Source organism: Blautia sp. HA9023 (assembly GCF_056504095.1).
Genome location: NZ_JBWLUR010000006.1, coordinates 829,849 through 841,953, shown reverse-complemented (window position 1 = coordinate 841,953; position 12,105 = coordinate 829,849). Strand labels below are relative to the sequence as shown.

The window sequence follows — 12,105 nt, the reverse complement described above, 5'->3', positions numbered from 1 at the left end:
CATGGATCTTTATGAAAGAATCATAGAACTTAGCAGTATGGGTTATCATTGCTCACAAATGGTTATGATTATGACACTGGAAGCCATAGGTGAGGAAAATCCACAGCTTGTAAAGGCTCTGGGAGGTCTTGGCGGTGGGATCGGTTACTGTGGAGATACCTGTGGCTGCCTGACAGGAGGAGCCTGTGCGATAGGTTTGTTCTTTGGCAATCTGGCTCCGCAGGAGAAAGAAGATATACAGATGAAACCGGCTGTGCAGGAATTATATCAGTGGTTCCATAAGAAGACCGAAGAAGAATTTGGTGCTTTTTATTGTAAGGATATCACTTCTAATTTGGATTGGGGAGTGATTATGGAGCAATGTCCTGCGCTGATTGCAGATACTTATACGAAAGTGATAGAAATACTGACAGAACGGGGAATATTGGAACTATGATTACGCTGGGTAAAACAAAAAGTGTATGCCCGATATGTATGAAAGTACTTACGGCAAAAAAATGTATTGGTGAAGATGGCATTTATCTGGTGAAAGAATGTGATATCCACGGAAAGTTTCAGACACTGATCTGGGAAGGAACGGCAGCAGAGTATCTTTCCTGGGGAAGAGAAAACCTGTCTGCGGAGACTCCGGTAAATCCCAAAATCAAAGAGAAATCCTGCCCGGATAATTGTGGACTCTGTGAGGAGCACGAACGAAAAGGCTGTTGTATGATACTGGAAGTGACAAAGCGCTGCAATATGCACTGCCCGGTCTGCTTTGCTTCGGCAGGAGAATGTCTGGAAAACGGTGATCTTTCAATTGATGAAATAGAAAAGCAATATGATTTTCTGATGGATCATGGAGGACCATTCAATATTCAGCTCTCAGGTGGAGAACCAACCATGCGGGAGGATCTTCCGGAGATCATACATATGGGTAGAGAAAAAGGGTTTACATTTTTTCAATTGAATACCAATGGAATCCGTCTTGCGCAGGAAGCAGGATATGCCAGAAAACTAAAAAAAGCAGGACTGAATACAGTATTTCTTCAGTTTGACGGTGTCACAGATGATGTGTATCAGACATTGCGCGGACGCTCTATGATAGAACTGAAAGAAAAGGCTGTGTTAAACTGTTCGGAAGCGGAACTGGGAATTGCTCTGGTACCTGTCATTGCGCCAGGAGTAAATGACATGCAGGTTGGAGATATTCTGAAGTTTGCGATGGATCATATGCCATTTGTAAGAGGAGTACATTTCCAGCCGATCAGCTATTTTGGCAGATGTTCTCAGCAGCGTCCACAAGCTCCGATTACCATACCAAAGATGTTGAAGCTGATCGAGGAACAGACTGACGGGCTTATGAAAAGCAAGGATTTCGCCGGTGGTGGAGCAGAGAATCCATATTGTTCTTTTCATGCAAGTTATCTGAAAAAAGGTGAGAGGGAACTGAAACTCCTGGAAAAGAAATCAGGCAGAGGATGTTGTTGTACTACCAGCGATGATTCCAGACAGTATGTGGAAAATCAGTGGAGCTATAGCACAAAAAAATTTAGTGATGATGAAATGACACAGACAGATGCACTGGATGAATTCCTGATCCGGGTTCATAATGAAACTTTTGCAGTATCAGGGATGATTTTTCAGGATGCATGGAATCTGGATCTTGAACGTCTGAAAAGATGTTATATCTGCGAGGTGGATTCTGATTATGGAATGGTGCCATTTTGTGCATATAATCTGACGAATTCGAAAGGAATATATTTATACAGAAAGTGAAACGATCGAATATAGATGCAATGATCTGTAAGCAGGAAGGCATTACAGAGATTACAAGAGATGAAATACACAGAATACAGCTGGAGAAATTAAATATTGTACTGAAGAGAGAGAAAGAACGAGAGGGTTTTTACCGAGATTTACCGGAAAGACTGGAAAGCCTGATAGATTTGAGAAGCCTTCCTTTTACGACAGAAACAGATCTGGCACGAGATGGAGGCAGGATGCTGCTTTGCTCCCAGGGGGAAGTACAGAAAGTGATATCAGAACAGACAAGCGGAACTACCGGTGCCGGTAAACGTGTATTCTATACAGAGGGAGACTGTGAACACACCATAGAACTTTTTATGGCAGGTCTGGGTGAATTTATTTATCCTGGAAGTATAACGATGGTGGCTATGCCATTTTCAGGTCCTTTTGGATTAGGAGAACTGATCGCGGAGGCAATCAGACGTCTGGGAGCAAAACCTCTTTCAACCGGGACAGGAAGAACTTATGGCGAACTGAACAGGATTCTGGAAGAGGAGCAGCCGGATACGTATGTGGGAATGCCGACGGCATTGCTGTCCATGCTTCGAATGTGCGGAAAAGGCAGTATAAAAAGAGCACTGGTATCCGGAGATGCCTGTCCGAAAACTGTCATGAAAGCAATCGAAGAAATTCTGCAAACACGACTTTGGCCGCACTATGGTTCCAGAGAGATGGGGCTTGGAGGTGCCATTTGCTGCACGGCGCATGAGGGCATGCATATGCGGGAAAACCATTGTATTACAGAGATTATAGATGAGAACGGAAATGTGCTGCCGGACGGTAAATGGGGAGAACTGGTGATTACAACCATTGGAATGGAAGCACAGCCGTTGATTCGATATCGAACCGGTGACTGGTCAAGGATCATTCCAGGAAGATGCCTCTGTGGAAGTGAAATAAAACGCCTGGACTTTGTAAAGCGGATGGATCCATTGGGAAGTATCAGAGAGATGGATGAATTACTGTTTGAGATTCCGGAACTGGTAGATTATTGTGTGAAAATTGTAGATGGAAAAAAGGAAATTACAGCGCTTTTTACATCGGACAATGGAGAAGAACAAATCAGGAGTGTTTTGGAAGAGAAGGATATTCGTTCATGGAACTGCAAAAAAGCAAAGTGGGAAGATGGGGCGCTGTATCCTGGCAAACGAGTTACAAGGCAGTGATTTCGTGGTATCATGGAATCACTGCCTTGCCTGTTATTCAGGATAGTATGGACAATCTTCCTGGATACATTCGCGATTATCTTCGCAGTATTTACACGTTATAGAAGACAACGGAATGTTTACAGAACAAAACTGACTGTAAAAATGAACGGCTTCTTCAATGGCAATTCTGCTGGTACGTTTGCAGCAGCGAGGTCCACCAACATCTGCCAGTCTGGATAAAATAATGGAAACAAGTTTTTGAGGAAACGGCCATGCATCTTTGTGAAGTGGACTGGATCCAGTCATAACGGACATGAAAATACCGGCTCCGGCAGCAGCTCCACAGACACCCCAGTAACCACAGGTACCGCCCGGAACCTGCTTCGCTCTTTTACAGATTTCAGATAGTGCAGCATCGTAATCCATATGTTCTCCATTATTGCGAAACGCTGTCAGAAGAACACATGGAACAATTGCATGATGCTCCGGTCCATGCATATGTACAGATGGAAGATCCATAATTTTTTCCAGAAGAAGCAAAGCATCTTTTTCGGTACTGTCTCTGAGCGCTGCGATTACCGGAGCATATGTGCCATAGCTGTGACAGGCATCACAGATAAAGTGACTATTTTCACAGACCGCATTGGTTAATTGCTCTTTATGGCAGATACTACACGTCTGAATAGAGCTTTCAGCACGATACGTAATAGGAGCACCACAAATCAGACATCCGGAAAAATGTTCCGCTTCACCACAACAACAGGAATTATTCGTATGATCCATTTGATTCACCTCCGGAGAATTTATTTTAATAGTGTTAACGATGTAAAAAGTATAACATAAAATGAAAAAGTAATGATAAAGTATCTTGACAATCATGTTACTTTGGGTATATGATATTGATCCAATAAAGGGGAGTAACCTGCGCTTAACAAATTGTGTTTGTGATGTTGTCAGTACGGTGGAAGCATCCGGTATCATAAGGAAATGGTGAGACTTTTATTGCATTTTTTATTATGCAATGAAGGTCTTTTTTTTATATTTTTTTCAAAGAGGTCTTTCATTGCATAAGAAATTCAGGTAGTAAATACTTAGAAACGATGAGGCGGAAGTGATGAAGGAAATTTATCAGCAGACGGTAGAAGAGGTTCTTGAAAGGGTGAATGGCAAGAAATCTGGGCTTACAAGTGAACAGGTGAAAAGATCCAGAGAAAAGTGTGGGTGGAATGAACTTACAGAAGGAAAGAAGAAAGGTATCCTGCAGATTTTCTTTGAAGGAGCTGTCTATTTCCCGACAGCTCCTTTTCTTGTATTCATTCGGCTGATACAAAGCGACAAAGCCGGCACAATATCATAAGTAATATATAAAACTCTGATGTACATGTGATTAAAAAGAATCAATCATATGCATTAGCCGCTCATGAAAAATATCTCTTTCTTCGTAAATTTTTTCTAACTCTTTTTCAGTAAACAATGCATAGGCGCTATCAGGAACAGCTGTTAATCCATCACAGGTAAATGGTATACGTCGCCCACCTCTGAAAATGGCTGCTTCCCAGTACTTTTTTCTAAAATATTTAATTATTCCCATGTAGTACCATCTCTTTCCCATATTTGTTATTGACGTTCTGGCAAATAAAATACTTCTGTTCTTACTATATTATCATCAAAATCCATTTCTACATAATAATCTCGGACAAAATATGATCTCCAGTAATCTTGTAGTGAGTAAATTTCCAATGTTTTGAAATCAACAATGCACAATGGAATGTCAGAGTTAACAGAGCATACCTTGGCAAATGAAATAGAAGCTCCACATGAGATTTTAAGAAAATAGGCAAGTCAAATTCCAGTTGATATTTCACTTATTTTAGGATATTTAATAACTGTTATATTTGATTATCAAATTCCTCATAAACCCTTGAAAATACTAAGTTTGTAGCAAGTGAACTTTCCCTTACTCTTTCCCTTGCGTTATATTCTCCCATTGGCTTTCATGAACCTTAATATGGGAAAAATTAAGGGAAAGAAAATTTCATAACACAGTATAACATATAACAATAATGACATGGTGAACTGATTGAAATGTTTTCGATATTTAACTCTGTAACTGATTATTAAAAGAAAATGGAGATAAGATACGATGAGAACAATTTATGCAGAATACAACATAAACCACGATAGTATTGATGTTTACACAAGTGCTGGATATATGCTTCGCATTGATTGCTGGGAAGCTGAAAAAGATTTAAAAACCACATATGGATCAGAATGTGCGCTTACTTCATTGGCTGTGGATGAACCTTTGGAATATGCGAGATTATATCTTAATGGTAATTTACAGATGTGGGTGGATGCAGAAGATTCACTTGAATTATAGGCAATTTAAACAAAAGTTTATATCTGATTTTTGATTGGAAAAATGAACGAGATGCAAACAAGGCAAGAGACTCGTTAACACAGATATTTTTTATATAATCAAAGTGGCAGGGGAGAAATCTCTGCCGCTTTTCTTCTTAGTAGGACCATTCATAATTCATTTATTGATATTATTCCTTTGAACGAGTATCCTCCTACGCCACCATGTTTGTTTGAGAATATTATTTGCACGAAAAATGGCGGATTTGAAACCGCCATCAAGTTTTTTATCCTTTTTGTTTAGGAAAGCACACTACAATTTCAAAAACATTATTATTTAGAGAAGCACTGATAGAACCGCCCATTTTTACTGTTAAATTCTTTGCTATTGTGAGACCCAAACCGGTTGTTTTGCGGGAACGGGATAAATCTGTTGTATAAAAACGATTAAATATTTTGTCTATATCAGATTCATTTATGCTGTCTGTAAAATTCTGAAAAGAAAAATGGTAATTTTCATTATCATCATAAGATGAAAAATGATAATCACTTTTCCCATGTGACAAGGCATTAGAAATGATATTTTCAAAAATTCTGGTTACTGCTTTTTCATCTCCATAAAATGGAAAAGAAATCTCTGCAATACTTAATACTGGAATGATTTTGCGTTCCTCAAAAGATTTAAAAAAGGAAACTGCAACAGAGCGTAAAACAGCATTTAAATCAAATGTAGTATAAGAAAAATCCATTTCATCAGCCTCTATTCGTGCAAATTCAAACAACTGATTTAGTAACTGATTTAAAACATTCAATCTTTCGTTTATAATAACTGCTGCATCTAAATCTTCCTCGGACAACTCAGGTGATTGTAGAAGCATTTGTGTATAGCCTTGAATAGCAGTCACAGGTGTTCTAAGATCATGGGCTAAATTTGTAATTGTTTCTTTGATTGCCTCATCCTTTTTTTGTAATGAATATACTTGTTTGTGGTAAACTCGAAGCAATTCATTTAAAGCATTTACAAGATCGGTTATATCGGAAGAAGGAAAATCTAATGTCAATTCCGCATGGGTAAATGAATGTAAAAGTGTTTGCAATTTCTGGCTTAACCGGGTTACCTCCCTACGATGAAACAAGTAAAATGATAAAACAATAATAAGAGATAGTGTCACAATGATAGCATATATTTGAAGTACCACACTCATAACATTATCCCTCCCTGCATTATGTAATATCTCTTTTCTTGAAAATTGTTCCTATAACTCCACCAAATATAATCATATAGGCGAAGAAAATGATAATTGCGGTTGGAAGCCATTGAACTGCCATATCTATTCTTGTTTTATTGATATTACTAATTGCCCAAAAAATTGTGATGTTATATCCTAAGCCCAAAATACTTTCCAATCCATGAAGAACCAGATAACCAAAAAATATAAGCAAAGCATTAACTGCCATGCTAACTGAACTGTTTCTTATGAGAAAAACAAGTGAAATTGCGAGCGTTGATACAGCCATATGATATAATGCCTCACAGAATATGTAGGACACTATATTGCTAATGTTTGTAAAAGTAAAACCGCTTATTCCAAAAAAAATTTTATTACATAACAAACCAATTAAAAAGGCAGACACCAAAAAAAAGGATGATACAATCCAGCCAATTACCAATTTTGAGAAGAAGTAACTCCATCGTGACAGACCTTTTTCTATATAATGTTTTACAGTCCCTTGACGAAAATCATTTGAGAAATAGTAGCTGCAAAAAATAATCAAAGGGAATACAACCGGGTAATAATTAAAAAAAGAATCCCAGTAATTTGCAGAAACTTTTGTACCTACCAAATATTCCCTCATGCCAATTGTTGCTTTTTGTGCATAAGCACATAAGAATATCCATCCTGTCATCATAAGAAAACATACTTTCAAGACTTTTCCATGTATTGTTTTATAAAAATCAGCTCTAATTAAATTAAGCATTGACTATGCCTCCTCTCATTTTTTCATTAAAGTAATCTTCCAGTGACTCCTTTGTTACAGTACATTCATCAACAGAAATTCCATGATTAACCAGTAAGGAGTTTACAATTCCGGGATTGTCTACATATTCAAAAATCCGAATATTATTATCGGAAAGAATTTCGTAGTTTTTAGTATGGAGATTTTTCTCTATTAAAATAGCGGCCTGTGCAGTATCTGATGCCTTAATTTTTAAACAACATTGACATTTTTCATTTAGTTCTTTTGCAGTAATTTCTTCAATCAGCTTGCCATTTTTAATAATGCCGTATTTCGTTGCAATTTTTGACAATTCCCCCAAGATATGACTGGAAATCATAATGGTAATATGTTCTTCCCTATTTAGTTTTAATAAGAAATTCCTCATATCTTGTATTCCAGTCGGATCTAAGCCATTGATAGGTTCATCAAGAATCAGAAAATCAGGATTTCCCAGCAAGGCAACGCCAATGGCTAAACGCTGTTTCATACCTAACGAAAATTTTTTGACAATTTTATTTTCATATTGTGACAAACCCACCTGCTTTAAAATTTGTTGTACAGATTCTTTGCTTGACAGTCCATATGCTTTTCTAAATACTTCCAAATTTTGTTTTGCGGTTAATTCTGTATAAAGTGCCGGAGATTCAATTACGCAACCCATACGATAACGCTCGGTTTGAGGAACAAAATTTCCAAATAGTTCAATAGAACCTTCTGATGGTTCGACCAAACCTGCAATCATTTTCATTAAAGTAGACTTACCAGCACCATTTTCTCCAATCAAGCCATATATTTCGCCTTTTTGAATGGAAATGGATACTTTATCAACAGCATAATAATTTGTGTATTTTTTAGATACTGTGTTCGTTCTTAGTATATATTCCATGATATATCCCTCCTTGTGATTTTAGTGTAAGGGATAAGTTTAAGTAAATTATTTTCTAAATCTAAGGATTTCATAAAGATTATATGTCCATCTTAAACCCAATTCCCCAAACCGTTTTAATATACGATTTACTATTATCTATTGCAGCAATTTTTTTGCGTAGGTTGCTGATATGAACATTGATAGCATTTTCAGTTCCCTCTAAAGCTTCATTCCATAATTGCTCATAAATCATATCTTTCGTAAATACTTGTTGCGGATGTCCCATAAGCATTTTCAATATAGCAAACTCATTTTTTGTAAGGGGCAATTTTTGATTTTTTAGAGTGGCCTCCATTCCTATTGTATCTAAATTTAAATCGCCACAACATAACAAGGAATTTGATGTATATTGATTTTCATAAATCCGTCGTAAAATCGTTTCAATCCTTGCAAGTAGTTCTTCTATATCGAAGGGTTTCGTTACATAATCATCAGCACCGTTTTTCAATAAGAAAATTTTACTTTTAGAATCTTCTTTTGCAGATAGACCGATTACAGGTACATTTTTTGTTTTCTTTATTTCTGCTAAAACTTGTTCACCAGAAAGACCGGGAAGCATTAAATCCAAAATAATCAGATTAACTTTTTGCTTTTCAAGAAAAAGAAGGGCTTCTGTTCCTGAATAAGCAGAATATGTTATATAACCATTTTTCCGAAGATATTTAACAAGCATATCATTGATGGCCATATCGTCATCAACTATTAGAATTGTGTAATTCATATAAAATACCTTTCTTTAACATTGATCAATTTGCAGAATATAATTTTATGGCATATTCGTATCAACTTTATCACAATCGTTTGCTATATTCAATCATGTGGCTATTTGATAGTGAAATAAAATACTATTTAACATCAAATTTCACTACATTCTCATAATTCAACCCGAAATGTACAATGATATAGGGTGATATGAGAATGAACCAAGATGAAATCAGGTTTGACTTTCATGGGCTCGGGCTGGCAATCAAACAAGCTAGAGAAGAAAGAGGCTGGACACAGGCCTATGTGGCGGAGCTAGTCAGCAAGACAGACCGCACGATTATGAATATTGAAAACAAGGGACAACATCCCAGCTTCAATTTATTTTTCAAACTCGTTACCATGTTCGATATTTCCGTAGACCAGTTTTTCTACCGGGAAGAACAGCGGGACGAACACAGTTGCAGAAAGCACATTATGTTAGTTTCCAATATTATTTACATTGCTGAAACAATGAAACAGACATATCCTAATATAAATTGAAAAGGAGAGAGTATAATAGCAGGGGACGATGTGTGTTTTATCCCCTGCTCGTATACGTTTTTTATCATATTTTCATCAATATAGCTTGGTATCTAACTGATTTTTCAAATAACATCTAAGTCCAACATATACTCCCTGCAAAAGTATAAAAAGCAATAGAAGATTTATTGACATTATTTTTTTGATTGATTCTCCAAAAAAAATAATGACAGAAGCACTCGTCAGTATCATCAGTAGGGTAATAACATCCCAACAGTTTTTCTTATATAATTCTATAACCTTTATTTCTATCAGTATCGCCAGTATCCCTGTCCCTGCCACACATATTCCTACAATCAATATTAGCAATAACCAATATATGATTCCGGCTATAATCTCATTTGGAATTTTTGTGCTGATCTGTGCCGCAGATTGCCCAGCATCAATCGTCCATCCGATAAAAGTCTGTATGAATGATGTTAAATCGTTGAAAAATAATTTACAATCGACAAGGAACATATCTGACTGTACTGCCTGAAAAAGAGTGGTTGTCAACGAATACCATGCAAGAAGGAACAAGGTTGTTTGGAACATTACCGTTTTTGCTTTATACTGTCCTGCAAGTCGCTCTTTTTGTGTTTCGTATTTTGCTTTTGCATTCTGATAGGCTGTCCGGTTACAGGCTTCACATTTTTCATAGAGTACCGGCTTTTCTACCGGTATTTCTACGATTTTCTGATGTGTCCGGGCATAATCCCGTTCCTGTGTTAAATAGCATATTTTATCTTGACATTCCTCTATCATGACGTTTGCGCTTCGCAACTTCTCTTTCTCGATCCGCAATGCTCTGTCTGCCAGCTTCAAGTCGTTCTTTAATGCTTGAATATTCCCGGCTCTGTTCTCTTTGTTTAATTTCTCGTTCAAGGTCAGAGATTCGCTGAGCTGCGTCTTCAGTTCCACGATAAGCTGTTCTTTCTGTTCTAGTTCTTCTTGTATCTCCTCGGTCAAGAGCAGAAGTTCTTCCAACTGTTCTGCGTTCTTTGATTCTCTGGATTCGTTCATCTATATCACGTCCTTTCCTTATTTGCTGTTCCAGTTCAGCAATTCGGTGTTCTGTTTCAGTAATAAACTGTTTTCGCTGTTCAGATTTTGTGCCAATTTCTGCCATTGCTGATTTTCGTTTTCCAAAAGTTCTATCTTTGTTTTCTGTTCCTCCATCTTGGAAAGCAGTTCCTCGGTATTTGGCAAAATGTTGAGCAGCTCGGATAACTCGCTGTTTAATTTTTGCAATTTCTGATTCTGTTCCTGCATAAGAGAGAGCTGGATGTCCCGGTTCTGCATTTCCAGAATCATTTCTGCCATTAGGTTCTGCTGTTCTTCGATTTGACCAATCATGGATTCCATTAAGGGTATAATTTCCCGGCTTTCTTCTAATGTCATTTAATCGCTCCTTCCATAATGATAATGCACCCGATACTTTTCCAAAGGTGTCCAGTATCCTTTGCAATAACGTGTTTTGTTGTTTTATGATTTGATTTTCCGCTACTTTCCACGAGCCTTTTATTTCCTGCCCGGCAAGAAACTTTTGTTCAATCTTTCTTGCGTCAGCTCCTTCATGGATGGTAGGAATCTGGAGTTTTCCCTGCTTTTCATAAGAACGGTGATCAACCTGATCATGCAAAGGCAGATGTTCGTTACACACCTTTGCCCATTCACTCCGCCACAGTTCACAGTTTTTTGGATTGTTCCATCCAGTAGCATCGGTCAGCACCCGTTTCCATTGCAGGCGGTTTCTTGCTCCAATCTTCTGAATTCCGTTTTCGTCTAATACAGGGATACGGATTCCATGACGGTCAGGGTTTTTCTTATCCTGCCACCAGTTCGGATGGGATTCATCAATCACGATATTTCCGTTTTTATCTCTGACAAAATCCCAATCCTTGACTTCTTTCTTTCCCCAAGAATGATCCGGGTTAAAAGGGCGCATAGTCAGAAGCAGATGGACATGGGGGTTGCCATCCCCTTTATCGTGGATACTCCAATCAGCACACATTCCCTTATCCACAAATGTTTTTTGGATATAGTCGGCTGTGTATTGAATCTGTTCCTGTCTGCTCCATTCTTTTGGGAGGGCAAATTCAAATGACCTACCAAGTTGGGCATCTGCACTTTTTTCAATCTTCAATACCTCATTCCATAACCTTTGTTTCTGAAATGTGATTTTGAATTTTTTTAAGGCAGCTTCTTTATCTTCTGACCTTTTGTATCGGACAGATTTCTGAAAGCGTTTTATATTTTCTTCTGGTACTATCTGCCATTCAGGAGGTGCGTTTTCGCACATCATCAGTCGGGTGTAGACCACTTCTTTTTTAGATGTGTAATAACTGATTCGCCCGGTTTCCTCATTTTTCATCACATCCCCATTGAGATATGCGGAAGCGGAGATAATAGATTTCCCTTTACTTCGCCCGACTATTTTGACTGTGTAATGAAAAATCGCCATGTCTGGATTCCTCCTTTCTGCACATCCGGCATAGATTTCCGGCAACATTGCTTTCAGTTTTAGAAAAAGCAGCATTGACGGAACGCCCTCTGCGTAAGAGTGCCCTGCGCATAACAGCCTGCATGGAATGCGCCCCTCTGGCGAAGAGTGCCTCC

Annotated in this window: 14 protein-coding genes and 1 pseudogene; 7 read left to right on the top strand and 8 right to left on the bottom strand. The window is 37.9% G+C overall.

Annotation, left to right across the window (positions count from 1 at the left end; genetic code table 11):
• The first annotated feature begins 1 nt into the window (after nucleotide 1).
• The 3 genes from AC04Q6_RS07895 to AC04Q6_RS07885 are packed head-to-tail and all read left to right on the top strand — an operon-like array spanning nucleotide 2 to nucleotide 2,954.
• Entirely contained in the window at nucleotides 2–436 is a 435-nt protein-coding gene (locus tag AC04Q6_RS07895) for a DVU_1555 family C-GCAxxG-C-C protein (protein ID WP_476389620.1), read from the top strand.
• Nucleotides 433–1,758 carry a radical SAM (seleno)protein TrsS gene (gene trsS / locus AC04Q6_RS07890; RefSeq protein ID WP_118071546.1) on the top strand — a complete coding sequence of 442 codons (1,326 nt, stop codon included), beginning with the start codon at nucleotides 433–435 and terminating at the stop codon, nucleotides 1,756–1,758. The genes AC04Q6_RS07895 and trsS overlap by 4 nt, the downstream gene beginning before the upstream one ends.
• A gap of 20 nt (nucleotides 1,759–1,778) precedes the next feature.
• Nucleotides 1,779–2,954 (top strand): DVU_1553 family AMP-dependent CoA ligase, encoded by a 1,176-nt coding sequence (locus tag AC04Q6_RS07885; protein WP_118071545.1) that lies wholly within the window; start codon nucleotides 1,779–1,781, stop codon nucleotides 2,952–2,954.
• A gap of 33 nt (nucleotides 2,955–2,987) precedes the next feature.
• Here AC04Q6_RS07885 and AC04Q6_RS07880 read toward each other — a convergent pair whose 3' ends face one another.
• Entirely contained in the window at nucleotides 2,988–3,719 is a 732-nt protein-coding gene (locus AC04Q6_RS07880) for a DUF5714 domain-containing protein (protein ID WP_059086549.1), read from the bottom strand.
• 331 nt (nucleotides 3,720–4,050) lie between these two features.
• Here AC04Q6_RS07880 and AC04Q6_RS07875 point away from each other — a divergent pair, with 331 nt between their 5' ends.
• Nucleotides 4,051–4,293, top strand: a complete 243-nt coding sequence (locus AC04Q6_RS07875; protein WP_015526489.1) for a cation-transporting P-type ATPase — start codon at nucleotides 4,051–4,053, stop codon at nucleotides 4,291–4,293.
• Nucleotides 4,294–4,323: 30 nt separating this feature from the next.
• On the opposite strand, the gene AC04Q6_RS07870 is transcribed toward AC04Q6_RS07875, so the two are convergent.
• A complete protein-coding gene (locus tag AC04Q6_RS07870) occupies nucleotides 4,324–4,527 on the bottom strand; it encodes a hypothetical protein (protein ID WP_044960377.1) in 204 nt (67 codons plus the stop codon).
• Nucleotides 4,528–4,704: 177 nt separating this feature from the next.
• Between AC04Q6_RS07870 and AC04Q6_RS07865 the strand changes: the two are divergent.
• Together AC04Q6_RS07865 and AC04Q6_RS07860 are read left to right on the top strand one after the other, a co-directional pair.
• Nucleotides 4,705–4,773: pseudogene (locus tag AC04Q6_RS07865) on the top strand (LPS biosynthesis protein); the annotation flags it as partial.
• A gap of 306 nt (nucleotides 4,774–5,079) precedes the next feature.
• Nucleotides 5,080–5,316 carry a DUF6061 family protein gene (locus AC04Q6_RS07860; RefSeq protein WP_118280433.1) on the top strand — a complete coding sequence of 79 codons (237 nt, stop codon included), beginning with the start codon at nucleotides 5,080–5,082 and terminating at the stop codon, nucleotides 5,314–5,316.
• A gap of 265 nt (nucleotides 5,317–5,581) precedes the next feature.
• On the opposite strand, the gene AC04Q6_RS07855 is transcribed toward AC04Q6_RS07860, so the two are convergent.
• From AC04Q6_RS07855 to AC04Q6_RS07840, 4 genes are all read right to left on the bottom strand, one after another.
• Nucleotides 5,582–6,499 (bottom strand): sensor histidine kinase, encoded by a 918-nt coding sequence (locus tag AC04Q6_RS07855; protein ID WP_118280432.1) that lies wholly within the window; start codon nucleotides 6,497–6,499, stop codon nucleotides 5,582–5,584.
• Between the two features lie 19 nt (nucleotides 6,500–6,518).
• The gene (locus AC04Q6_RS07850) at nucleotides 6,519–7,274 is read right to left on the bottom strand and encodes an ABC transporter permease (RefSeq protein WP_118178324.1); all 756 of its coding nucleotides are present in this window, start codon (nucleotides 7,272–7,274) and stop codon (nucleotides 6,519–6,521) included.
• Nucleotides 7,267–8,181 carry an ATP-binding cassette domain-containing protein gene (locus tag AC04Q6_RS07845; protein ID WP_118178323.1) on the bottom strand — a complete coding sequence of 305 codons (915 nt, stop codon included), beginning with the start codon at nucleotides 8,179–8,181 and terminating at the stop codon, nucleotides 7,267–7,269. Before AC04Q6_RS07845 ends, AC04Q6_RS07850 begins: the two co-directional genes overlap by 8 nt.
• A 79-nt stretch (nucleotides 8,182–8,260) precedes the next feature.
• Nucleotides 8,261–8,944: a response regulator transcription factor gene (locus AC04Q6_RS07840; RefSeq protein WP_118178322.1), complete on the bottom strand. Its 684-nt coding sequence runs from the start codon at nucleotides 8,942–8,944 to the stop codon at nucleotides 8,261–8,263.
• 197 nt (nucleotides 8,945–9,141) lie between these two features.
• On the opposite strand from AC04Q6_RS07840, the gene AC04Q6_RS07835 reads away from it, so the two are divergent.
• Entirely contained in the window at nucleotides 9,142–9,468 is a 327-nt protein-coding gene (locus tag AC04Q6_RS07835) for a helix-turn-helix transcriptional regulator (RefSeq protein WP_118178321.1), read from the top strand.
• Nucleotides 9,469–9,543: 75 nt separating this feature from the next.
• Here AC04Q6_RS07835 and AC04Q6_RS07830 read toward each other — a convergent pair whose 3' ends face one another.
• Nucleotides 9,544–10,251 (bottom strand): DUF6040 family protein, encoded by a 708-nt coding sequence (locus AC04Q6_RS07830; RefSeq protein ID WP_118178320.1) that lies wholly within the window; start codon nucleotides 10,249–10,251, stop codon nucleotides 9,544–9,546.
• Nucleotides 10,229–11,950 carry a MobA/MobL family protein gene (locus tag AC04Q6_RS07825; protein WP_118280431.1) on the bottom strand — a complete coding sequence of 574 codons (1,722 nt, stop codon included), beginning with the start codon at nucleotides 11,948–11,950 and terminating at the stop codon, nucleotides 10,229–10,231. Before AC04Q6_RS07825 ends, AC04Q6_RS07830 begins: the two co-directional genes overlap by 23 nt.
• Nucleotides 11,951–12,105: the final 155 nt, after the last annotated feature.